Annotated in this window: 20 protein-coding genes; 11 read left to right on the top strand and 9 right to left on the bottom strand. The window is 46.5% G+C overall.

Annotated elements, in window-relative coordinates; genetic code table 11:
* Nucleotides 1–24: 24 nt before the first annotated feature.
* Entirely contained in the window at nt 25–810 is a 786-nt protein-coding gene (locus tag E3D00_RS05170; RefSeq protein WP_141460554.1) for an alpha/beta hydrolase, read from the top strand.
* Between the two features lie 6 nt (nt 811–816).
* Here E3D00_RS05170 and E3D00_RS05165 read toward each other — a convergent pair whose 3' ends face one another.
* From E3D00_RS05165 to E3D00_RS05145, 5 genes are all read right to left on the bottom strand, one after another.
* Nucleotides 817–996, bottom strand: coding sequence for a hypothetical protein (locus E3D00_RS05165; RefSeq protein WP_141460552.1), 180 nt, complete (start codon nt 994–996; stop codon nt 817–819).
* Entirely contained in the window at nt 977–2,173 is a 1,197-nt protein-coding gene (locus E3D00_RS05160) for a glycosyltransferase family 4 protein (RefSeq protein WP_141460550.1), read from the bottom strand. Before E3D00_RS05160 ends, E3D00_RS05165 begins: the two co-directional genes overlap by 20 nt.
* A 128-nt stretch (nt 2,174–2,301) precedes the next feature.
* Complete coding sequence (locus E3D00_RS05155) at nt 2,302–4,497, bottom strand: pyrroloquinoline quinone-dependent dehydrogenase (protein ID WP_141460548.1); 2,196 nt, start codon at nt 4,495–4,497, stop codon at nt 2,302–2,304.
* Nucleotides 4,497–4,877: a glycerol dehydrogenase gene (locus tag E3D00_RS05150; protein WP_141460546.1), complete on the bottom strand. Its 381-nt coding sequence runs from the start codon at nt 4,875–4,877 to the stop codon at nt 4,497–4,499. The genes E3D00_RS05155 and E3D00_RS05150 overlap by 1 nt, the downstream gene beginning before the upstream one ends.
* 135 nt (nt 4,878–5,012) lie before the next feature.
* Complete coding sequence (locus E3D00_RS05145) at nt 5,013–6,098, bottom strand: hypothetical protein (RefSeq protein ID WP_246091360.1); 1,086 nt, start codon at nt 6,096–6,098, stop codon at nt 5,013–5,015.
* A 293-nt stretch (nt 6,099–6,391) separates the two neighbouring features.
* Between E3D00_RS05145 and dnaK the strand changes: the two genes are divergently transcribed.
* From dnaK to E3D00_RS05100, 9 genes are all read left to right on the top strand, one after another.
* Nucleotides 6,392–8,287 carry a molecular chaperone DnaK gene (dnaK, locus tag E3D00_RS05140; RefSeq protein ID WP_141460545.1) on the top strand — a complete coding sequence of 632 codons (1,896 nt, stop codon included), beginning with the start codon at nt 6,392–6,394 and terminating at the stop codon, nt 8,285–8,287.
* Between the two features lie 120 nt (nt 8,288–8,407).
* Nucleotides 8,408–9,544 carry a molecular chaperone DnaJ gene (gene dnaJ / locus E3D00_RS05135; protein WP_141460542.1) on the top strand — a complete coding sequence of 379 codons (1,137 nt, stop codon included), beginning with the start codon at nt 8,408–8,410 and terminating at the stop codon, nt 9,542–9,544.
* Nucleotides 9,545–9,608: 64 nt separating this feature from the next.
* The gene (gene dapB, locus E3D00_RS05130; protein WP_141460540.1) at nt 9,609–10,349 is read left to right on the top strand and encodes a 4-hydroxy-tetrahydrodipicolinate reductase; all 741 of its coding nucleotides are present in this window, start codon (nt 9,609–9,611) and stop codon (nt 10,347–10,349) included.
* Between the two features lie 290 nt (nt 10,350–10,639).
* Nucleotides 10,640–11,824 (top strand): methionine adenosyltransferase, encoded by a 1,185-nt coding sequence (metK, locus tag E3D00_RS05125; RefSeq protein WP_141460538.1) that lies wholly within the window; start codon nt 10,640–10,642, stop codon nt 11,822–11,824.
* Nucleotides 11,796–12,524: a tRNA (guanine(46)-N(7))-methyltransferase TrmB gene (trmB, locus tag E3D00_RS05120; RefSeq protein WP_408909366.1), complete on the top strand. Its 729-nt coding sequence runs from the start codon at nt 11,796–11,798 to the stop codon at nt 12,522–12,524. Before metK ends, trmB begins: the two co-directional genes overlap by 29 nt.
* Nucleotides 12,525–12,573: 49 nt before the next feature.
* On the top strand, nt 12,574–14,214 hold the full coding sequence (locus tag E3D00_RS05115) for an electron transfer flavoprotein-ubiquinone oxidoreductase (RefSeq protein WP_141460534.1): 1,641 nt from the start codon (nt 12,574–12,576) through the stop codon (nt 14,212–14,214).
* Nucleotides 14,215–14,302: 88 nt separating this feature from the next.
* A complete protein-coding gene (locus E3D00_RS05110; protein ID WP_141460532.1) occupies nt 14,303–15,052 on the top strand; it encodes an electron transfer flavoprotein subunit beta/FixA family protein in 750 nt (249 codons plus the stop codon).
* Nucleotides 15,052–15,957, top strand: coding sequence for an electron transfer flavoprotein subunit alpha/FixB family protein (locus tag E3D00_RS05105; protein ID WP_141460530.1), 906 nt, complete (start codon nt 15,052–15,054; stop codon nt 15,955–15,957). The genes E3D00_RS05110 and E3D00_RS05105 overlap by 1 nt, the downstream gene beginning before the upstream one ends.
* A gap of 215 nt (nt 15,958–16,172) precedes the next feature.
* Nucleotides 16,173–16,598 (top strand): hypothetical protein, encoded by a 426-nt coding sequence (locus E3D00_RS05100; RefSeq protein WP_141460528.1) that lies wholly within the window; start codon nt 16,173–16,175, stop codon nt 16,596–16,598.
* Nucleotides 16,599–16,655: 57 nt separating this feature from the next.
* Here E3D00_RS05100 and hemH read toward each other — a convergent pair whose 3' ends face one another.
* From hemH to E3D00_RS05075, 4 genes are all read right to left on the bottom strand, one after another.
* Nucleotides 16,656–17,693 (bottom strand): ferrochelatase, encoded by a 1,038-nt coding sequence (hemH, locus tag E3D00_RS05095; protein WP_141460526.1) that lies wholly within the window; start codon nt 17,691–17,693, stop codon nt 16,656–16,658.
* Nucleotides 17,694–18,295: 602 nt separating this feature from the next.
* Complete coding sequence (locus E3D00_RS05085; RefSeq protein WP_141460524.1) at nt 18,296–19,336, bottom strand: aspartate-semialdehyde dehydrogenase; 1,041 nt, start codon at nt 19,334–19,336, stop codon at nt 18,296–18,298.
* A gap of 24 nt (nt 19,337–19,360) precedes the next feature.
* Nucleotides 19,361–19,999 (bottom strand): 2OG-Fe(II) oxygenase family protein, encoded by a 639-nt coding sequence (locus tag E3D00_RS05080; RefSeq protein WP_141460522.1) that lies wholly within the window; start codon nt 19,997–19,999, stop codon nt 19,361–19,363.
* A gap of 70 nt (nt 20,000–20,069) precedes the next feature.
* The gene (locus E3D00_RS05075; protein WP_141460520.1) at nt 20,070–20,378 is read right to left on the bottom strand and encodes a hypothetical protein; all 309 of its coding nucleotides are present in this window, start codon (nt 20,376–20,378) and stop codon (nt 20,070–20,072) included.
* A gap of 219 nt (nt 20,379–20,597) precedes the next feature.
* Between E3D00_RS05075 and E3D00_RS05070 the strand changes: the two genes are divergently transcribed.
* Complete coding sequence (locus E3D00_RS05070) at nt 20,598–23,261, top strand: 2-oxoglutarate dehydrogenase E1 component (RefSeq protein ID WP_141460518.1); 2,664 nt, start codon at nt 20,598–20,600, stop codon at nt 23,259–23,261.
* Nucleotide 23,262 lies beyond the last annotated feature (1 nt).

Genomic DNA, 23,262 nt, shown 5'->3' with positions numbered 1-23,262 from the left:
CTTTAGATATTCAAGGTTACCACCATGAATCTTTTTCGAAAATTCATATATCCCGCAATGATTATAGGATTGTTCTGCTCTTTTACAGCGACGGCAAATACTGCAGCCCCTCACTCTCTTAAACCAACCGTTATTTTAGTACACGGTGCTTTTGCTGATGGCTCAAGCTGGAGCAAAGTCATTCATATCCTTCAAAAAGAAGGAATTAAAACGGTAGCCGTTCAAAACCCTCTGACATCCTTAAATGCAGATGTCACAGCCACTCAAAATGCAATTTCTCAAGCGCAAAGGCCTGTCGTATTAGTTGGGCATAGCTGGGCTGGTATGGTCATTACTCAAGCAGGAATCGACCCGAAAGTAAAAGCTCTTGTCTATGTTGCAGCTTTTGCACCAGACAAAAGTGAAAACATTATCAATTTAGAAAAAATAGGGCCTAAAAATAAATTCAAACCTCAGATCGAAAAAGACAATCAGAACTTTCTTTCACTGACAGAAAAAAGTGTAGAGCAAGATTTTGCAGGGGATATCCCTCCCGATCAAGCTGATGTCCTTGCTGCAATTCAAGGGCACTGGGCCGCTGCCACTCTTTCTCAACCTGTGACCGCAGTCGCATGGAAACAAAAACCTTCTTGGGACATCATCACACAAAATGACCATATGATTTCCCCTGCGCTACAAGAAATCATGGCTTCTCGCATCAACGCGCATATCCTACGCCTTCCATCCAGCCACGTCGCCATGATCAGCCATCCAGAGGCTGTTGCAGCTGAGATTATGGATGCCGTAAACGCTGTCCAAGCAGCGCAGTAATTCCTATTATTCTTCTCTTGGTGATAATGGGTCGCTTGATTGGCGTGCCCGTTGTTGCTGTTTCCGACGCAGTAAATTAGCCCGAAGCGCTTTTGCCTCTCTCTCCAAACGCGCTTCTTTAGCTGCCAAGGCCTCATCTTTCTGCTTTGTTGAAACGACTGGCTTTTTATTCTTCTGGTCTGCCATAATCCCTCCCAAGAAATGTCCCGCTTAACTGCGTTCCTAATATTTCATCATAAACAGCAAGTGTCATCGCCTGCATTGATTGAGTTGTATAATGATCCAAAGCATTTTGGCGGGCGTTTTCAGATATTTGTTGAGAACTTTCACTTCCAAGCCCCAACACAGCACAAAGTGCATCTGATAATGCCTCTGGATCATTCGGAGGAACAACCAGCCCTGTCTGTTCGGGAATAATGGTCTCCATCATCCCTCCCTGCGCTGTCCCAATCACCGGTTTGCCCATCATCTGAGCTTCAACAACCGTTCGCCCAAAGGGTTCAGGTCGTAAGGACGGTGTAACAACAACAGAAGATAACGCATAAGCCGCAGGCATATCCTGACAATTGCCTGCAAAATAAACATCGTTACTTAAATCCAGCTCCCGGATACGATGCAATAAATACTTAGCAAATTTCTTGTCTGTTACAGGACCAACAAAAACACAAATCCATGGATGATCAACTTGTTTCTTCTTTAAAAGAGTAAGCGCCTCCAACAGAACACCCTGCCCCTTCCATCGTGTCAAACGGGCAGGCATCAAAATAACACGATAGTCCAAAGGGAGGGACCACGCCTCTGCTACCTTTTGAATTCTCTCACCAGAAATCGCTTCTGGGTTAAAATACAAAGCATCCGCACCTCTTGGAATAACCCGCAAACGCTCTTCACTTACATGATATTCTCTACGCAAACGCTCAGCAATAAACTCTGAAATTGCTATAACACGCTGGCCTTTAACAAGTGATGAATTGTAAAGCTTTTTTCCCCACCACGATGCGTGATGAACGCCATGCCACGTCGTCACAAGAGGCACCCCCGTCCGACGACACGCCAACCATGCAGACCATGCAGGAATCCGTGATCGCGCATGCACCAACATTACGTTCTCTTTTAGTATAATTTTCTGTAAATCACGCGCTCGTCGAAAAATAGAAAAAAGTGACTTTTTCTTTAAATCCAGAGGAATATGTTGACCGCCGACATATCTTAATTGAGGTAAAAGCGCGCCGCCCCGCGATGCAATAAGCGCTCTCCCACCGGCCTGTTTAACTGCCCCAGCAATCTCTATCGCGCCACGCTCCAGCCCTCCTGTTTCCAAAGCAGGCAAAACCTGAAGAATTGTCTCTTGTTGTTGAAACATTGATGACAAGGCCAATCATGTTAAGGTCTGAGTCCTGAAGCCTTCGTCATTTAAAATGATTTCTAAACAAAAAAAAGCCCGTCTTTCTTACTGGCTAAGAAAAACGGGCTTTCTTTTATAAGGTTCTTTTATTTCTTTGCGTCAGGCAAAGCAAAAACAACCAACTGATCTGTTACAGGAGTAGCCATGAAGTGATGCCCCCCTGCCATGATCGCTACATATTGGTGACCATTGGCTTCATACGTCATAGGATTAGCTTGGCCGCCGCCTGGAAGCACAGCACTCCAAAGCACTTTCCCTGTTTTCTCATCAATAGCACGGATCATATTATCCGTTGCCGCAGCAATGAAAATCAATCCACCAGCGGTCACAACAGATCCACCGTTATTCGGTGTTCCAATTTCCCAAGGAAGACCCGTTGGCAAGCCCCATGGTCCATTAGCGCGCGCTGTTCCCAGCGGATGTTGCCACAACACCTTGTGACCATGCTTCATATCAATTGCCGTGATCATCCCATAAGGAGGCTTGGTGCACAGCATTTTTGTATACTGGTTCCAAAAAGGTGAGACCACAATGGCATAAGGTGTATCAGCCATGGCGCCATTCCCTTCAGCACCACCACCGCCGGGTTTGAAGTTAGGATCATCAATCGGCATCAAACCAAGCTTATCTGCCTGTTTTCTGGTTACCAACTGATCATACATCGCCATATTATTCCAGTTGGCGATCAAGATCCCTGATTGTGGATCATAAGACATAGACCCCCAATCGCTACCACCATTATAGCTTGGATATTCAATCCATGGTTTATCAAGGCTCGGCGGGGTGAATTCACCCACATAATGCGCACGACGGAACTTTACACGACAAAACAACTGATCAATCGGTGTCATCCCCCACATATCCGTCTCTTTCAGATCCGGCATTTTGAGTTGAGGCATTGCGACAGACCAAGGTTGTGTCGGCGCTCTTGGATCATCTGGGATCATACCGGGAGATGGCGCTTTACGCTCTTCTACAGGAAGAACAGGCTTGCCTGTACGGCGATCAAGAACAAACGTCTCACCACGCTTGGTTGGCATAATCAAAGCAGGAATTGTTTTCCCGTCTGGCCCCGGCATATCGATAAGAGTTGCTTGAGAGCCAATATCATAATCCCAAACATCTTTATGAGTCGTTTGGAAAACCCACCTTGGTGAACCCGTTTTTACATCAATCGCCACAACTGCGGAGGATACCTTGTTTTCTTCACTGCTCCGCAATGCACTATAATAATCCGCCGCGGAGTTCCCTGTAGGGACGTAAACCAGACCAAGTTCATTATCACCCGTCATCGCCGCCCAAGAATTGGGTGTGCCGCGGCTGTAATGATGATCCCCTGTAGGTTGACTATGATCATTGGGGTTATTGACATCCCATGCCCAAACAAACTTGCCTGTTTCAGCATCATACCCACGAATAACACCCGATGGCGCCCAACGACGCTGGCCATCCAACACTTCATGATTAACAACGACCACACCATTAATAACAGGTGGAGGAGCTGTCGTTGCTACAAACCCGGGAACAGACTCACCCATTCCCTGCATCAAGTTCACTTGGCCGTTATGTCCAAAATTAGGACAGAACTGTCCCGTTGCTGCATCAACCGCAATAAGACGCATATCCAGCGTCCCCTCAATAATACGGTTGTGGCAAGGCTGGCCTTCCGGAACCTGAGAAGATGTAAAATACGTTACACCTTTACAGGCGGCTGTATAAGGAATGGAGTGATATTTCACATCCACATCTCTGCGCCAGATTTGCTTACCCGTTGCAGGATCCAGCTTAATCAAGTCATTCATGGCAGAGCAGGTATAAAGACCATCCCCCACCTTAATGGGAGTTGTTTCCGCTGCCCATTTATTCACCTGACCAGGGCGGGGATAACTTCCCGTATGGTAAACAAATGCAACCTTCAACTGGCCGACATTCTCAGGTGTAATTTCAGAAAGAGATGAATATCTTTGCTGCGTATCATCATGCCCATAGGCAGCCCAATCACCTGAGGCGGGATGCGCGCTTTGCTGAGGAACCATTGCAGGAAGCTGAGACGGATCAATCGAATCAATATCTGGCAAATTCGCTGCATTTACGCCGGGCGCTTGCGGAGCATACGGAGAAGGTGCAGCAAACTTCCCAGATGGAGCATCTGTTTTATCCGTTGGCTCACTATTGCTGACATCTGGAACAGTATCAGAGGGTTGTACCTGTGCGTAAGCCGCCCCCGTCATAGACGCAACAGAAAGACCAGCAACCGTTGCGAGAAGATAAAACCGTTTCATCAGACAGTCCCTTTAACTGCACGACGCGCTTGCATGCGCCGTAATGCGGGAAGAGCAAACACAAAAAGAATACCGATTAATGTAGGCCCAAAAACACGCGGCATGAGTTGATTGGCATCCAACCCAATCTCATAAAATGCCCATATCCATGTATAAATAAGCGCTATAAAGTATAATAATGCACCGCTCACACGGCCTAAAACGGTCAAAACAGATGAAACAAGCAATAAAACACCGCAGATAATGTAATATGTTGTCCCACCCTCATAGGCTAACTCACCGCCTAGCCTGATAAAGAACACGCTTGTTACAAAAATAAAAACACCCAAAAGTAGCACTAGCCACCAACCAAGTGTTTTTGAACTTCCCTTCTCTGGCATAGAAATGCCCCCTCTTTTTATAGTAAAGAGACGCTATATTTTTTCAGCCAAAAAAGTCCATTACAATATAGTAGTATAGTGATAAAAAAAACGTGTTCCTTTATCACGAAACTTTGTTTTTACTTCTGCTCTATTTTAGCCCGCGGGGATTGTTACAACAGCCCCTGGGCTATGATTTGTCGCCGCCAAAGCACTTAAAACCTGAACAAGAGTAAAGGCCAACTTACTCTGAAAGTCTTTTTCATCAATCCAGAACCATACATCATTATAACGCACGGCAGCATACCGACGCGTAGGGGGACGCTTACCTGCATGAATGACCACTTCTGGTCTGTTTTCAATTCCAACCTGATCAATCGTCGGAGGGGTTCGACCAACTCGAACATCTTCATCTGGAACTTCCACCTCATAGGCCAACTGAGTAAGCATCGCTAACATAGAGCGTGTTAAGATCGCTATTTGCCCCGGCCTTTTAGGAGACGGGCCATACACAATTTCTGCTTCTGTTGCGTGTGGATCCAAATGAAGAAGGCGACGCACCTCCGCCTGAATAGCTAATAAGTTATTATCTGACGTACTTGATAAAACAAGGAAGGAGCGCTCCTTCTTATCACTGTGATGATCTTCTTTATGCGCATCTTTTGATGCCCCTAAGCTGGAACCCGTATCATCCCCATCTGTCGTAATACGAATAGTCATCGCCCCTGCAATCTGTAATTGCCGCAGATCATGCAAAAGCAAATAAAACCGGACAGAGCCTCCACCAAATGGCCCTGCCCCTAAGCCACGAACATTCGACAAACCATCAATTGATTGGGCGGTAAGCCGCAAAAGCGTATCAATCGGCATTCCCCCAAGGCTTAACGGCATAATGACCGTTGGCGAAATAGGCCGAACAATATTTTCAGCATATTGCTCGCCTGTCACGGGCTGATACGTAAAAGTTGGGTTTTCCCCCGCTGTTACGGTTCCAGTACCAAACAAATAATTTCCTATTGCCGATGCTGGATAAGCGTAAAAACCGCCACTTACACTTTTAGAAACGCTATACCCTGCAATAACCTGCGTCGTATCCAAAAATGTCGGCGGATCAGCATAACGAATACGTACAATATTCAGTAACATCTCGTGCTTTTGCGTATCCCCCAAAGCACTGGAATACTCCAACGGATCATGCTGCAAATGAGAAGGGCCAATAGGCCCACATGCTGAAGCACTCATGATAGCAGCGCTGATCACAGCTCTAATAATTATAATTACGTGTCTTTTCATAAAGATAAATGAAGGGCCTTCGCTTTGGAGAACTTAATTTATGATCGTTTCCCTATAATTTCACAACACACCTTCTTCATTCGAGCAGAAATTAATTAAAGCCCTTGAAAGAAGAAGATAGTCTGCTTAAATTGCTACCTAGAGTATGGGATTCTAAAGAAAGTTTCCCAAATCTTAAGTCGCAAGGGTTTTGTTTAGTGCCTAACAGGGCTGAAGAAAACCGCTGAAAAGGACATAATATTATGGCAAAAGTTATTGGTATTGACCTTGGTACAACCAACTCCTGCGTCGCGATCCGCGAAGGAGATGAAAACCGGGTTATCGAAAACAGCGAAGGCGCACGTACCACGCCATCTATGGTCGCTTTCACCGAGAGCGGTGAGCGCCTTGTCGGGCAAGCAGCAAAACGTCAGGCTGTTACCAACCCTACAAACACACTTTATGCAGTAAAGCGTCTTATTGGCCGTCGTTTTGACGATCCGACCGTTGCCAAAGACCAGAAAATGGTCCCTTACGAAATCGTAAAAGGCGATAACGGAGATGCTTGGGTTCGCGCACGCGGAAAAGATTACTCACCTGCCCAGATTTCTGCCTTCGTTCTTGGTAAAATGAAGGAAACAGCTGAATCTTACCTCGGTGAAAAGGTAACTCAGGCTGTTATCACTGTTCCAGCATACTTCAATGATGCTCAGCGTCAGGCTACCCGTGATGCTGGTAAAATTGCTGGTCTTGAAGTTCTAAGAATTATCAATGAGCCAACAGCAGCCGCTCTTGCTTACGGTCTTGGTAAGCGTGATTCTGGTACGGTTGCTGTTTATGACTTGGGTGGTGGTACGTTCGACGTTTCCATCCTTGAAATCTCTGACGGCGTGATCGAAGTTAAATCCACAAACGGTGATACATTCCTTGGTGGTGAAGACTTCGATAACCGCATCATCGGCTACCTCGCTGATGAATTCAAAAAAGATCAAGGCATCGACCTACGTAGCGACAAGCTTGCTCTGCAACGCCTAAAAGAAGCTGCTGAAAAAGCGAAGATTGAACTCTCTTCCTCCATGGAAACAGAAATCAATCTGCCGTTCATCACAGCTGACGCTTCTGGGCCAAAGCACCTTGTCGTTAAATTGACACGCGCAAAGCTCGAAAGCCTTGTCGAAGATCTGATCCAACGCACATTGGGCCCATGTCGTGCAGCTCTTAAAGATGCTGACATTTCCAACAAAGAGATCGATGAGGTCATCTTGGTTGGTGGTATGACCCGTATGCCAAAGGTCATCGAAACCGTTAAGGAATTCTTCGGTAAAGAGCCAGCTCGTAACGTTAACCCAGACGAAGTTGTAGCTATTGGTGCAGCTGTTCAGGGTGCGGTTCTTCAAGGTGATGTTAAAGACGTTCTTCTTCTTGACGTTACCCCACTTTCCCTTGGTATCGAAACGCTTGGCGGTGTCTTCACACGCTTGATTGACCGGAATACAACTATTCCGACCAAGAAAAGCCAGACATTCTCCACTGCTGAAGACAACCAAAGCGCTGTGACCATTAAGGTCTATCAGGGTGAACGTGAGATGGCAGCGGATAACAAGCTGCTTGGTAACTTTGACTTGCAAGGAATTGCACCTGCCCCACGCGGTGTCCCTCAGATCGAAGTTACATTTGATATTGATGCAAACGGTATCGTCAACGTTTCAGCAAAAGACAAAGCAACAGGCAAAGAACAACAGATCAAGATTCAGGCTTCTGGCGGTCTATCCGACTCTGATATTGATCGTATGGTTAAAGAAGCTGAAGCAAATGCTTCTGCTGACAAAGCGAAACGTGAACTGGTTGAACTTCGCAACAGCACAGAGAGCCTCATCCATCAGACAGAGAAATCTCTAACGGAAGCTGGTGATAAGGTTCCTGCTGCTGATAAATCTGAAGCTGAAGCAGCAATTTCTGCCGCACGTGAAGCGATTGCGGGCGACAATGCTGAAGCCATCAAATCAGCGAGTGAGAAACTGACACAAGCTGCGATGAAGGTTGGCCAAGCTGCGCAACAACAAGCTCAACCTAGTGCAGAAGCCTCTGAAGGCGGCCACAAGGAAGAAGACATCGTCGATGCAGACTTCGAAGATGTTGACGACCATAAGAAGCACTAAGTCGGGTGACTTCTTCGAACAAGGTGCATAAGCCCCTTGCTCGGTAACCTTTAACGGGCGCCCGTTCCCATCCGGAATGGGCGCCATTTTTATTTCCGGCCCTCAGATAAGGACCGACACATGTCTATCAAAATTGATTATTACGAAATCCTTGAGGTTTCTCGTACAGTCTCCTCAGGAGACCTCAAAAAAGCATATCGTAAGCAAGCGATGCGTTATCATCCTGACCGTAACCAAGGGGATGAAACAGCTGAACAAAAATTCAAAGAAATCAATGAAGCTTACGACGTTCTAAAAGACGATCAAAAACGTGCGGCCTATGACCGCTATGGTCATGATGCTTTCGAAGGCGGCATGGGAGGAATGGGCGGCGGCTTTAGCGGCTTCGGCGCTGGTGGCCTTGGTGATATATTTGATCAGATGTTTGGCGATATGATGGGAGGCCGCCGAGGAGGCGCCCGTCGTACTGGCGCAGACATTCAAGTTCAGGTCGAAATTAGTCTTACAGAAGCCTATTCTGGCATTAATAAAGATGTTGAAATCCAAACACGGATTACGTGTGAAACATGCCATGGCACCGGCTCGGCTGATCCTAGCGGAAGTACGACAACATGCGCTACATGCCATGGGGCTGGAAAAGTACGTGCTCAACAAGGCTTCTTCTTGGTCGAGAGAATGTGTCCAACCTGCCACGGCTCTGGACGTACAGTACAAAATCCATGCAAAACCTGCCATGGATCAGGGACAGAAGCCAAAAAAGAAACAATCTCCGTTGATATCCCTGCGGGCGTAGAAGATGGCACACGCATCCGTATGGCTGGCAAAGGAGAAGCTGGCGGTGATGGTGTTCAACCTGGAGACCTATATGTCCATGTGGCGGTGATGTCTCATGAGATCTTCCAACGCGACGGTGCCAACATCTATTGCCGTGTTCCTCTACGCATGACACAAGCTGCCCTTGGAACAGAAGTTGAAGTACCTGTCATTGATGGAACACGCACCAAAGTTCGGATTCCATCAGGCACACAAACAGGAGAGACTTTCCGCCTAAGGGGCAAAGGCTTCTCTGTTCTTCGTTCCTCTGCCCGAGGGGATATGTATATCAATGTGGGCGTTGAAACACCGCACCACCTCACCAAGCGTCAGCGCGAACTGTTAGAAGAATTCGAAACCGAAGCAGGTGATGATCACACAAAAGCCAACCCGGAAAGCAGTGGATTTTTCGCAAAAGTCCGGGATTTTTTTGAAGGCCGTTAAAACATCTTGTTGTGTCGCTCCCGTTTTAAGGAGTGACACAATATAAATTGAGGACACACTGAGTATGACACGCCCTCTTCGCATTGGTATCGCAGGAATTACAGGACGTCTCGGTTCACTTTGCGCAGAAGAGGCCGGAACAGAACTGGTTGGTGGCCTCTCCCGTCAGGAAGATTCTAAACGTCATATTGTAACCCAGCCTACTCTTCTCGCTGAGATGAGTGATGTTATTATAGACGTAAGCCACGCGTCTCAGGTTATCTCCCATGCGCGCGCTTTCACACAAGCAAAATGCGCTTGGGTTTTAGGAACAACAGGCCTCGCAGAAGAAGCACAAGCCGCTGTAGAAGAGGCAGCTCAACATATTCCAGTTTTACAAGCCGCTAATTTTTCGCCAGCACTCACTCTCTTCCTTGAATTAGCACGCCAACTGGGTAAAGCGTTACCCGAATATGATGCAGAGATTATCGAAGCCCATCATCGTCAAAAAATTGATGCCCCTTCTGGTACTGCTTTAGCGATTGGGCGTGCTGTTGCTGAGGGAAGACAAGCTGATTTCAATAAAGTCGCTCGTTTTGACCAAAACTCTCGCCGTCCTGACGATGCTATTGGCTTCGCCTCCATTCGTGGAGGGCAAATTGTTGGCGAGCATGACCTTATGTTTATTGCTGCCGATGAACAAATAACCCTTTCACATCGTGCGTTAGATCGGCGTGTTTTTGCGCGAGGGGCTGTTATGGCTGCACGCTGGCTTCCTCATCAGCGTCCCGGCCTTTACGGGATGAGTGACGTCTTAAAGGGATAAAATGACGGTTGCGCAGGGGGATTTTAACCTTCACATCCCTGCGCAATTTTTAAAAAGACGATTCGTTGTGTTGTTAAGCACGTTTTAGTATGGTTTTTCTTCCAAACTAAATCCTTTGTTCCTCGCTTTCTTCAGACCGCCTCTTTAAGAAAAATTGATAGTTTTTTACCAAAACTCTTGACCCTGACGCACATTTAAGCCAAGCCGTCTCTTCTTTCTTTGAACATCATAGTTCCTCTCTTCATGAAACTATGATCCTTTTCACCACTCATTCCCTGCGAGGTCCCTGAGTGCGCAATTACGGCGATTTTCTATTTACCTCTGAATCTGTTTCCGAGGGCCATCCCGATAAAGTAGCTGACCGCATTTCTGATACTGTTCTGGACGCCTACCTTGAGGCTGATCCAGAATCACGCGTTGCCTGTGAAACGCTTGTCACAACCAATCGTGTTGTTTTGGCAGGTGAAGTAAGAGGCCCTAAAGCTGTTGAAGATACTCTGATTGATCGCGCCCGCGAAGCAATCAAAGACATTGGATATGATCAGGAAGGTTTTTCTTGGAAAACCGCTGAGATCACCTCATACCTTCATGCTCAGTCTGCTGACATCGCTCAAGGCGTTGATAGTGCTGATAATAAAGATGAAGGTGCGGGTGACCAAGGAATCATGTTTGGTTTTGCAACACGCGAAACTGAAAACTTGATGCCCGCTCCTCTTTTTTACGCTCAAACCATTTTGGAAACCATCCGCGATTACCGCAAGAATGGTGACCCTCGTGGTGTTGGCCTTCTACCTGACGCAAAAAGCCAAGTTACTCTGCGTTATGTCGATGGTAAGCCGATTGGTGTTACATCTGTCGTCATTTCAACGCAGCACGTTGAAGGGATGAGCCAGCACACTATTCGTGAAACACTTCGTGAAGTAGTGCGCGAGGTTCTTCCAAATGGCTGGATGTGCCCAGAAGAAGAGTTCTACATCAACCCAACAGGTAACTTCGTTATTGGTGGGCCTGATGGGGATGCTGGTTTAACGGGTCGTAAGATCATCGTTGATACCTATGGTGGTGCAGCTCCTCATGGTGGTGGTGCTTTCTCTGGAAAAGACCCAACCAAGGTGGACCGTTCCGCTGCTTATGCAGCGCGCTATCTTGCTAAGAACGTTGTCGCGGCTGATTTAGCGGATCGCTGCACAATTCAGCTTAGCTATGCGATCGGTGTGTCAAAGCCTTTGTCCGTCTATGTTGACCTCGATGGTACAGGTAAAGACATTGATGAAGCGCGTTTGGGAGCTATCCTAAACCAGATCGTCGATCTTTCACCACGTGGTATCCGCAAGCATCTGCGTCTAAACCGTCCTATCTATGTTCCGACATCTGCATACGGACATTTTGGCCGCGTCCCTGATCCTGCGCTTGATAACTTCACGTGGGAACAAACGGATCTCGTCGATACTCTTCGCAACGCTTTTAACCGGTAAGACCCTGAAACAGTCTCTCAAACCACAACCGGAGCGGCTTTACGGACGTCAACGTGGGCATCCGCTCCGGGCAAGGCAACAATATCTTCTCGATCAAGCGTTGCCTCGCTTTACCTTCTCCTCAGCAGACAATCCTGCACAAGGGTTCTCTGAACCTGTATCACGGGTTTTTCTAGAGATCGGTTTTGGAAGCGGCGAACATGCCGTTTCCCAATCTGAGCTTAATCCAGACACAGGCTATATTGCGTCTGAAGTCTTTGAAAATGGATTATGCTCGGTTTTGTCGCGCCTCGTCCCAGAGAATGAGGAAGCGACAGCCCAACCCCCTTCTCGCTTTCGCATATGGCCAGAAGATGCTCGGCAGCTTTTAAAAGCCATGCCAGACCATAGTCTGGATCGTGCTTATCTGATGTTTCCTGACCCGTGGCCCAAAGCACGTCATGCAAAGCGGCGCTTTGTTCACCCAGAAAACTTACAAGAGTTACATCGCGTTCTTAAACCCGGTGGGACTTGGCGTGTTGCCAGTGATCATCCTGTCTACCAAGACTGGGTTATAGACGTTATGAGCCAACAGGATCTTTTCGTTAACACCCCTCCCGAAAAAGAACGCCCTGAAGGATGGTCGCCTACACGTTATGAAGCAAAAGCTTTCCGTGAAGGCCGACAGCCTTTTTATTGGACTTTTAAACGACGACCCTAAGTCCATTCCTCTTCCTTTTTCTCAAGCATATTGAGCGAGTTTCTACATCATGACCCAAATCGAACGCGACGAAATGGAATTCGATGTTGTTGTGGTTGGTGGAGGGCCAGCAGGCCTTGCTACGGCAATTCGTCTAAAACAGATCACACCAGAAACATCTGTATGTCTGATTGAAAAAGGAAGCGAGATTGGCGCTCAAATCGTCTCAGGAGCGGTGATTGAGCCGCGTGCCCTTCAAGAACTTTTTCCTAACTTAGAGACACTTAATGCTCCGTTAAGAACGCCCGTTTCCGAAGAGCGTGTTCTCTTCCTGACAGAGAAACGTTCTTTTCAAATTCCTTATATTAATCTTCTCATGCCCCATATGAACAACCACGGGAACTTTGTTGTCTCCTTAGGAGAAGTATGCCGTTGGTTGGGAGAGCAAGCTGAGGCGTTAGGGGTAGAAATTTATCCTGGCTTTGCAGGAGCAGAGCTTTTTATTGAAAATAACCGTGTCGCAGGGGTAATTACAGGTGATATGGGGATCGATAAAGACGGTTCCCACGGGCCCAACTTTACTCCCGGTATGATTTTAAAAGCCAAGCAAACGGTTCTCACCGAAGGAGCGCGCGGCTCGTTAAGTGCACAGGCCATGAAACGTTTTGGTTTACGCCGCGGGGTGGATCCGCAAACTTATGGTCTCGGCGTGAAAGAGGTTTGGGAGGTTCCCAAAGAAAACCATCGCCCAGGCTTTGTTCAACACAGTTTTGGCTGGCCATTAGACGACCACACCTATGGTGGCGCATGGCTCTATCATTTTGGTGATAATCTTGTCAGCTATGGTTTTGTGACTGGGCTTGATTACAGCAACCCTTACCTTTCTCCTTTTGAAGAAATGCAGCGCACCAAGTTACATCCTGCATTTAAAGAACACTTCAAAGGTGGAAAAAGAATTATCTACGGCGCACGTGCGCTCAATGAAGGCGGTTTTCAGTCTATTCCACGCCTCACCTTCCCCGGTGGGGTTCTTGCTGGGGATTCCGCTGGCTTTCTCAATATGCCAAAAATCAAAGGCACGCATACCGCTATGAAATCCGGGATTCTTGCGGCGGATGCTGTGGCTGAAGCTTTAAAGACGGATCGTTCGGAGGCCTCTTCTTTAACACAACGCGTTCGGGATTCTTGGCTTTGGTCAGAACTTCGGATGGCACGCAATATTCGCCCAGCTTTCTCTAAATGGGGCATGAAAGCAGGCGCGCTCTACGCGGGCATCGACAGCATGATTTTCCGTGGACGCGCTCCTTGGACGTTACATCACCCCCATGCCGATAACGAAACCTTGCGGGCCGCTTCTTTATCGGAGCGCATCAATTATCCTAAACCCGATAATGTCTTAACGTTTGATCGTGTTAGTTCTGTTTTTTTGAGCGGAACGAACCATGAAGAAAACCAACCACCCCATTTAAAGCTACGCAAAAAAGCGATTTGGAAAACCATCAATCATGATGTGTTTGATTCGCCCGAAAGTCGCTACTGTCCTGCTGGCGTTTACGAGCAGGAAGAAAAAAGCGAACATCATTGGGAATTACGGATCAATGCTCAAAACTGCGTGCATTGCAAAACGTGCGATATTAAAGACCCTGCCCAAAATATCGAATGGTGCCCACCAGAGGGTGGCGGTGGCCCCAATTATCCGGTTGGAATGTAATATTTCCATCTACTTATAATGTGACTTGCTAAAATTTTTCAGTTACCATGGCAGCAATTATGAGCAGCAATAGCAGCGAAAGATGACAATGAAAATTTTAGTCCCAGTTAAACGGGTGGTTGATTACAACGTCAAAGTTCGAGTTGCAGCCGACAACAGTGGCGTTGAAACACAAGGACTGAAAATGTCCTTAAACCCATTTGATGAAATTGCTGTTGAAGAAGCACTTCGCCTCCGTGAAAAAGGCGTTGCGAAAGAAGTGGTTGTCGTTACAATCGGCCAACAAGTTGCACAAGATGTTCTCAGAACATCCATGGCAATGGGGGCAGACCGTGCTATCCTTGTTCGCACGGACGATGCACTTGAACCGCGCGCAGTCGCAAATGCCTTAAAAGCCATCGTAGACCGTGAGCAACCCAACCTTGTCTGCATGGGTAAGCAAGCAATCGACGATGATATGAATGCAACGGGACAGATGCTTGCTGCAAAGCTGGGCTGGCCGCAAGGAACCTTTGCTAGCAACATCAATGTTGCCGATGGGAAGATTGAGGTCATCCGTGAAATTGATGGCGGTGTTGAAACCATCTCCCTTTCACTTCCAGCCGTCATTACAGCGGATCTGCGCCTCAATGAACCGCGCTATGCGTCCCTTCCTAACATCATGAAGGCACGCAAAAAGCCTCTTGAAACACTCGAAGCTTCTGAGCTTGGGCTTGATCTGGCGCCTCGTTTAACAACGGTCTCTGTTGTTGAGCCCCCAGAAAGAAAAGAAGGCATAAAGTTAAATAATGCTGCTGAACTTGTTGAAAAACTAAAAACTGAAGCGAAGGTGATCTGATGACTGCTCTTGTTGTTATTGAGATTGAGAACGGCGAAGTTCGTCAAGCTTCACGCTCAGCCCTTACGGCTGCTACCAAATTTGGGGAAGTCGATGCCATTGTTTTTGGTAAAGGAGCAGACATTGCCGCTCAATTGCCACATGTTAAAAACGTTTTCTCAGTCGAAGGCCTAACTCACGAATTAGCTGAACCTTCAGCAGATATTCTTGCCACGCTCGCTAAAGATTACAGCCACATTATTGCTTCTGCGACCGCCAACGGTAAAAACGTTCTCCCGCGCCTTGCTGGATTACTGGATGCTCAACCCATTCCAGACGTCATTGAAATTAAGGATGCGGATACGTTTGTACGCCCTATTTATGCAGGCAACGCTCTCGCAACGGTTCGTTCGTCTGATACCGTGAAAATTCTAACTGTACGGGCATCCAACTTTGACCCTGCGGCACCGAACGGCGGCAATGCCGCTGTTAAAACTGTAGAAGCTCCTACGAATAATAAATCAACATTCGTAAAAGTTGAACTTTCAAACTCCGGCCGCCCGGAATTAGAATCTGCTCGTGTTGTAATTTCTGGCGGGAAAGGAATGAAAGACGAAGCAAACTTCAAACTTCTTGAGCCGATTGCCGACAAATTGAAAGCCGCTATCGGCGCATCCCGTGCCGCAGTAGATGCAGGCTTTGCCCCCAATGAAATGCAAGTCGGGCAAACAGGAAAAATTGTTGCTCCTGAACTTTACATTGCCGTTGGTCTGTCGGGGGCTATCCAACATTTGGCTGGGATGAAAGACAGCCGCGTCATTGTGGCAATTAATAAAGATCCGGAAGCGCCAATTTTCCGTATTGCTGATTATGGAATCGTTGGAGATTTATTTGACGTTCTTCCAGAACTCGAAAAAGCACTCTAACGCCGCCCCAATGAGGTTGCTTTAAAATATAAAGCAACCTCATCTACTAATTAAAACGAAGAGGAAGAACCCTCTCCTACGTCCAATGACGTTAAGATTTTATTCTTATAAAATGTGTAAAATGACACATTACATTGAAAACAATGTGAAATAATCCTACTCTTACTATCAGAAAATCTCATTGATTGAGATTACGGTATACATATAGGCGTTTTATGTCTTTAAAAATACGTTCTACACTCGCTTTAGTAGCAGTTCTATCTGCATCTCCAGCCCTTGCTGAACCCGGTGGCTGCCTTAAATACGGTGCAGCGGGAGCTGTTGCAGGTCACTTAGCTCATCATGGCGTTCTAGGAGCAGCAGGCGGCTGTGCAACAGGAATGTATCGTCGGCACGCTTACCGTAAAGATATGCGTGAAAAAGCTGCTCTTTGGGATAAAGAACATCCTGGTGACCCAAATGCAAGCTGGTGGCAACGTCACCACGATTCTGCTTCTGTAAAGCAAAAAGCAGAATGGTATGAGGCAGAGCATCCTGATAATGGTAATGCAAGCTCTACTCCTGCAAAACCAGCTCCTGCTACTCCCCCAGCATCAACTGCTCCGGCAGCTCCAACAGCAGCACCTGCTGCTCAACACTAAATCTTATATAAAAAACATCCGTATAAACTGCGGATGTTTTTTATATCTCAGCCAATATTAGCCTTCAGAGGGATGAAACCCCTGTAGTGCATCGCGTGATAATTTCTCTAACAAATTAATTGAATCGTCCGTATCATTTAAACAAGGGATCATCGCAAACTTCTCTCCTCCTGCTTCTAAAAATTCTTCTCGTAATTCATTTCCAATTTCATCCAGCGTCTCAATGCAGTCCGATATAAACCCGGGCATAATGACGGCAATTTTTGTAATTCCCTGTTTCGGCAAATCCGTTACAAATGGTGCTGTATAAGGCTGTATCCATTCTAAAGGCCCAAACCTCGACTGGAATGTAACAGGCATTTGCTCCTCTCTTAAATCTAAAGCTTCTCTAAGAGCCGTTGCGGTTCGATAACATTCTTTCTGATACGGATCCCCTTTATCAACACATGTCTTTGGAAGACCGTGGAAAGAAGCAACAATTCTTTGAGGTTTAAAATCCAAACCCTGTAAGGTTTCTCTTACCGAATTTTCTAGTGCTTTGATAAATAATGGATGGTCAGGGAAAGACGGCACGGTCAAGACGGAAGGTTGATAACGCCTTTTCATTAAAGCACGAAACAACTGGTCATTTGCGGTCGCTGTCGTCGTGGCAGAATATTGTGGGTAAAGTGGGATGCTGATGATTCGGTCACACCCTTGATCCATTAAGCGATCCAATGCCTGAGAGACTGACGGCTTTCCATACCTCATACCCCACTCAACAGGCACACCATCCTTTTTAAATCGTTTTGCCAACTTCTCTGCTTGCCTTTGCGTGTACACCCGCAGAGGCGAAGCATTTTCCTCCCGATCCCAAATCCGAGCATAATTTTCTCCACTGACAAAGGGACGTTTTGCCAGCACGATTCCCTGCAAAATAGGCTGCCAAATAAAAGGAGAACTCTCGATCACACGTTGATCAGATAAAAACTCGCTTAAATAACGCCGAACAGAAAAATAATCCGTCCCTTCTGGAGTCCCTAAATTTACAATCATTACTCCTGTACGGCCTTCCACAGGCGGAGTGACGCGAGGCTTCTTATATAAAAATTTCATAAAGTCCCTTTGTTATCTAGGAATTGTAAGCCATCAATAATTCTCTTGAATAGTTTAAAACCTTAACATCGTGTTTCGTTTTTTTAAGACAAGCAAAAAAATAGGCGCCTTATAGCGCCTTTTTTATAAATTTCTTTTTTGAGGTTCAAACCCCGATCTCAACTGAGAGAATATAATCTAAAATTATACTCTCTCAGGAAATGGTGATGATCTACAATCTAAAAAAATTTAACTTAATTATTATTCAACTTTTAGTCGCGTCCTATGCAAGGACGCTATCTTCGGTGCCTTACTCTCACATATGAGAGGCTGCGGCGTTGTGTCTTCTGTGCGGTAATACAAGCAAAAGCCACCGCTAGAATTCCAATTGAAGCTGTATAAGGCGTTAGAGTATTTAACAGAGCCATACTTGCCTCCTTTGAACCCTTTGAAAGAAAATTCTCTGTAGGTTCAATTATGAGACTGAACCCCTTTTTCCTCTATTTCAAGAAAAAAATGCATTCCCGTATATTTTTTTATTTCACCCCTCAAAGACAATAAAAACCCCCTCCTCTCGTACTGAAAGGAAAGGGTTTTTTACTCAGCTTTAAAAGCAACAGGCTTTATGCGTTTGAAGCGTCAGCGTGTTTCTTAACCAAACCTTGCTCCACCAGACTCTCTGCAATCTGAACCGCATTCAATGCAGCCCCTTTACGCAGATTGTCTGAGACACACCAAAAAGCGAGTCCGTTCTCAACCGTTGGGTCAACCCGCAAACGAGAAACATAGGTTGCGTCTTCACCAACACACTCAATCGGTGTGACATAGCCACCATCTTCTCGCTCATCACGTAAAATAACGCCCGGCGCATTTCTCAAAGCTTCACGCGCTTTCTTCAAATCAACAGGCTTCTCACATTCGATGCTCACAGCCTCTGAATGGCCAATAAAGACGGGAACACGCACGCATGTTGCAAAAACCTGAATATCTGGATCCAAGATTTTGCGTGTTTCAACAGCCATCTTCCACTCTTCTTTAGTCGCTCCATCTTCCATAAAACGATCAATATGTGGAATAACGTTGAAAGCAATTTGCTTGGTAAACTGCTCTACGGCCGGTGGATCATTAACAAATGAGCCCTTTGACTGAGCAAAAAGCTCATCCATTCCACTTTTGCCAGCCCCCGAGACTGCCTGATACGTCGACACAACAACACGCTTAATCTTAAACAAATCATTGAGGGGCTTTAGCGCCACAACCATTTGAGCTGTCGAGCAGTTCGGGTTTGCAATAATCCCACGTTTCGCTTTTTGGAGTGATGTCGGATTCACTTCTGGCACAACCAGCGGAATACCCGGCTCCATGCGAAAGTGGGATGTATTATCAATAACAATACAGCCCGCTTCTGCTGCCTTAGGAGCATATTTTGCAGAAACAGCTCCACCTGGAGAAAAAAGAGCTAAATCCCATCCCTTGAAATCAAACGTTTCAAGATTTTGAACTTTCAAAACCTTCTTATCACCAAAAGAAATTTCCCGCCCTACAGATTTAGGGGACGCCAAAGCTACAATTTCATCAATAGGAAAATTCCGCTCTGCCAAAATGCGGAGTAACTCACGCCCTACCGCTCCTGTAGCACCCGCAACTGCAACTCGATAACCCATAAACTCACACTTTCTTCTTACAATTCAACCAACAAATGGCAGTCTTTTTAACCATGAGGAAAAACGATGTCGACGAAGTTCATACTGTGCTTTCTTACTCGTCGCCATATAATTAAGCTGGATTGTATACCGCGTTCCGACAAACTGTCTGTGTCCATGCCACGTCGTAGGACCATTGGGGAATATGGCTAACGCTCCTTCTGCCGGTACAATCTCAACGTCATAGTCTTCCACATCGTCTGGGCCATTTAACAGGCGTAAACACCCCCCTTTGGATGACCAGTCTTCTTCCCGTGGGTTTAAATACAATAAAATAGTCACAAGCTTTGCGTCAGAATCACGATGTATCCGACCATCTTTCTCTCTTGTTTTACCACGCATCGTTAACATGGTCGGTGCACCCACAAGATCCAGCCCAAATTTTTCGGCTACGATTCCTTTTAATTTTGGCCCCTGTAGTTCTGCTAACAAGGCGGAAACGCGTGGGCTCAGTTTTAACGCTTCAGGAGGGAAAGACCCACCGCTTTGCATCGCCGGCAACTCTGCCACAATCGATTTTAAATCTGTGTTATTAATAAAATGCTTTACGACCACGTGCGGGAATGGCTTCTCCGCAACAGGAGTCGTTTGCAGAGCATGATAATCAAGCGATACTTCAGACATGACCAGAGGCTACCCTCACTGAAACAACCGTACAAGAACCATATGTGTACGCTATGTTCGGTGAGTTAAACTACCCTTTTAAAGAAACTTTAAATTTCGGCATTTTAAAATTAGGCAAATAATGAGGTGTAACTCTCTCTCCACGGATAACACGCCCTTTGCAAAAAGAACTCTCTTGCTCGCGTGGCTTAATATCAGCCACATGCCATAATTTGGGAACGCCATTACACTTCAATATATTACGCTCAAGCTGAAACAGTTGATACCCCATAACATGGGCACCTCTTACAACGGGTAGATGCTGCGTGGAACGATCAGCCCAAGCTGATGATATTTGTATTATTTCTAACAATACAAAAATGATAAACCAATTGCGCATACTCCCCTCATAATTCATCTCTGCAATATAAACATCAAAACAATTAAAAAACTCTTTTGTTGAACCCAAAGCCTTCGCAAGTGTGCGGTAAACACTCCTCACATTTCAAGAAAAGACCACTCTCTTCACTTTCTTTTGTCTCTTATCATCAAACCCTGTTTCCCCACTCCTTATGATCGGCTAAAAGTCTCCTCCCTGCTGGAGCTGGAGACGTAATTCATGGGTGATCATCGCGACGATCGGGATGCTATTAACAGCAATAACACTGTTTATCTGGCAGAATTACATGCACGCTGGCAAAATGATCCATCGTCTGTGGACCCTACTTTTGCAGCTCTCTTTGAAACCCTTGGGTCGGAACAGCTCCCTCTTGCGTCCAGTGGCTCAAACGATCAAGCTGAACTCCTTAAAGAATCTTACCGCCTGCGTGGTCATTCCATAGCTCAACTGGATCCCTTAAAACTTGCACCTACGCCACACATTCCAGAACTTGACCCAGCTCAGGCAGATGCAGGTTTAAAAGAAAAACTACGCCGTGCTTACAGCGGAACTCTCGCGATTGAGTTCATGCATATTCAAGATCCAACTCAGCGCCAATGGTGGATTGACCAGTTTGAAAATACCCCCCCATCATCTTTTTCTTTAGACCCAAAAGAAATCCTATGGACGCTCACACGCGCAGAAGGATTCGAGTTTTTCTGCCAGAAACGCTTCATCGGTATGCGTCGCTTTGGTCTTGAAGGGGGAGAAAGCCTGATCGTTGCTCTGCGAACACTCGTCAACTCCGCCTATCGCGACAACGTAAAATCTATTTCTTTCGGCATGCCTCACCGTGGCCGTCTTAACGTCATGGCGAATATCTTATGTAAGCCTTTTGCTGCCATTTTTAGTGAATTTTCTGGAGCCTCTTTTAAACCAGAGCATATTGAAGGCTCTGGAGACGTTAAATACCATCTTGGCACAGCAACCACGATGCAAGACGCTGGACACAGCATGCGTCTCTCTCTCCTGCCGAACCCATCCCATCTCGAAGCCGTGGATCCGGTTGTAATTGGACGTGTTCGCGCAGATCAAGATCGGACAAAAGATAAAGATCGTAACCAGCATCTGGGTATTCTTATTCATGGGGATGCAGCTTTCGCTGGCCAAGGCGTTGTGTATGAAACCCTCTCTCTCTCCAAGCTAAAGGGATACCAAACGGGAGGGACGGTACATGTCATCATCAATAATCAAATCGGTTTTACCACTCTACCATCTGATGCACATTCTGGCCTTCATAACAGCGATATTGCCAAAACAATTCAGGCTCCTATCCTCCACGTTAATGGAGATGACCCTGAGGCCGTAGTACGAGCAGCATCACTCGCTCATAAATGGCGCAAAGAGTTTCATACCGATATCGTGCTTGATGTGGTGTGTTACCGTCGCCATGGGCATAATGAAACTGATGAGCCGGCTTTTACACAACCTCTCATGGCTCAGGCTATTCAGTCACAACGGCCTACCCGACAGCTCTATGCTCAAAAGCTTGTCGAGAGAGGTATTCTATCTTCTTCTGAAGTAGAAAATATGTGGCTCAACTTCCAAAAAGAACTGGAAGAACAATTTAAAGCATCTGAGAACTATCAACCCAACATCACCGATTGGCTCGATAGCCCTCAAGACCCGACACGCCTGCAAGATGAGCCAGAGCGCATTCAACCCATGACAGGCGTTCCACTGCCCCGCCTAAAAATGGTTGGTGAAGCCATCGGCACCATTCCTGCGGATATTACAATTCATTCACGGCTTTCACGCCAAATTATTGCGCGTGGAACAGCTGTTCAAAACGAAGGACCAATTGATTGGGCCACAGCAGAGGCTTTGGCAATCGGTACTTTGTCTATCGATGGCCATCTTGTCCGTCTCTCGGGGCAAGACAGCAAACGCGGAACATTTAGCCAAAGACACGCGACTCTCTTTGATCAAAAAACGGGCCATGAGGCGGTTCCGCTCTCTCATATTGCTCCCCATCAAGCTCCTATCCAATTATGGAACTCCCCTCTTTCTGAATTTGGTGTGCTGGGTTTTGAATATGGCTATTCTTTAGGCAACCATGAGGCTTTGGTTTTATGGGAAGCTCAATTTGGAGATTTTGCCAATGGTGCACAAATCATCATCGATCAATTTATTGCTTCCGGCGAAACCAAATGGCTAAGAACATCCGGGCTTACACTACTTCTTCCTCATGGATATGAAGGCGGAGGACCAGAACATTCGTCCGCACGCCCTGAGCGTTTTTTACAACTCTGTGCCGAAAATAATTTACGGGTCTGTAATATTACTACTCCCGCGAATTACTTTCATGCCTTACGCCGACAAATTGTTCGTCGCTGCCGTAAACCTCTTGTTGTTTTCACCCCCAAATCTCTTCTCAGACATAAAGAAGCAGTCTCTTCTTTGGCTGAAATGGGGCCACACACACGTTTTCAACCCGTTCTGCCAGACCCAGAACTCCCTAACCCAGAACATATTCGCAAAATCATCCTATGTTCGGGGAAAGTTTTTTATGATTTAGTTGCGGAACGGAAGAGTTCAGGCCAGACACAAACCGCGATTATTCGACTTGAGCAGCTTTACCCCTTCCCTCATCATGCTCTTTTAGCCCAGCTCACTCTCTACCCAGAGGCTGATGATATCATCTGGTGCCAAGAAGAGCCTGAAAATAATGGAGCATGGACCTTTGTTGACCGTCGTATTGAACATACACTTCGTGAAGCGCAGCACAAAGTGACACGCCCCCGGTATGTAGGGCGGCCAAGTGCAGCATCGCCCGCAACAGGACTACCGGGAGCACACATTGTTCAACAAGAAAAACTCATCAAAGAGGCCTTACAACCCTAGT

Source organism: Swingsia samuiensis, from assembly GCF_006542355.1.
Lineage (GTDB): Bacteria > Pseudomonadota > Alphaproteobacteria > Acetobacterales > Acetobacteraceae > Gluconobacter > Gluconobacter samuiensis.
This window is presented reverse-complemented; position numbering and strand designations above follow the sequence as displayed.

Bases quoted from the DNA above. Each gene is read 5' to 3' on its own strand.
- E3D00_RS05170 (WP_141460554.1), top strand. From the start codon at position 25: ATGAATCTTTTTCGAAAATTCATATATCCCGCAATGATTATAGGATTG.
- E3D00_RS05165 (WP_141460552.1), bottom strand. From the start codon at position 996: ATGGCAGACCAGAAGAATAAAAAGCCAGTCGTTTCAACAAAGCAGAAA.
- E3D00_RS05160 (WP_141460550.1), bottom strand. From the start codon at position 2,173: ATGTTTCAACAACAAGAGACAATTCTTCAGGTTTTGCCTGCTTTGGAA.
- E3D00_RS05155 (WP_141460548.1), bottom strand. From the start codon at position 4,497: ATGAAACGGTTTTATCTTCTCGCAACGGTTGCTGGTCTTTCTGTTGCG.
- E3D00_RS05150 (WP_141460546.1), bottom strand. From the start codon at position 4,877: ATGCCAGAGAAGGGAAGTTCAAAAACACTTGGTTGGTGGCTAGTGCTA.
- E3D00_RS05145 (WP_246091360.1), bottom strand. From the start codon at position 6,098: ATGAGTGCTTCAGCATGTGGGCCTATTGGCCCTTCTCATTTGCAGCAT.
- dnaK (WP_141460545.1), top strand. From the start codon at position 6,392: ATGGCAAAAGTTATTGGTATTGACCTTGGTACAACCAACTCCTGCGTC.
- dnaJ (WP_141460542.1), top strand. From the start codon at position 8,408: ATGTCTATCAAAATTGATTATTACGAAATCCTTGAGGTTTCTCGTACA.
- dapB (WP_141460540.1), top strand. From the start codon at position 9,609: ATGACACGCCCTCTTCGCATTGGTATCGCAGGAATTACAGGACGTCTC.
- E3D00_RS05115 (WP_141460534.1), top strand. From the start codon at position 12,574: ATGACCCAAATCGAACGCGACGAAATGGAATTCGATGTTGTTGTGGTT.
- E3D00_RS05110 (WP_141460532.1), top strand. From the start codon at position 14,303: ATGAAAATTTTAGTCCCAGTTAAACGGGTGGTTGATTACAACGTCAAA.
- E3D00_RS05105 (WP_141460530.1), top strand. From the start codon at position 15,052: ATGACTGCTCTTGTTGTTATTGAGATTGAGAACGGCGAAGTTCGTCAA.
- E3D00_RS05100 (WP_141460528.1), top strand. From the start codon at position 16,173: ATGTCTTTAAAAATACGTTCTACACTCGCTTTAGTAGCAGTTCTATCT.
- hemH (WP_141460526.1), bottom strand. From the start codon at position 17,693: ATGAAATTTTTATATAAGAAGCCTCGCGTCACTCCGCCTGTGGAAGGC.
- E3D00_RS05085 (WP_141460524.1), bottom strand. From the start codon at position 19,336: ATGGGTTATCGAGTTGCAGTTGCGGGTGCTACAGGAGCGGTAGGGCGT.
- E3D00_RS05080 (WP_141460522.1), bottom strand. From the start codon at position 19,999: ATGTCTGAAGTATCGCTTGATTATCATGCTCTGCAAACGACTCCTGTT.
- E3D00_RS05075 (WP_141460520.1), bottom strand. From the start codon at position 20,378: ATGCGCAATTGGTTTATCATTTTTGTATTGTTAGAAATAATACAAATA.
- E3D00_RS05070 (WP_141460518.1), top strand. From the start codon at position 20,598: ATGGGTGATCATCGCGACGATCGGGATGCTATTAACAGCAATAACACT.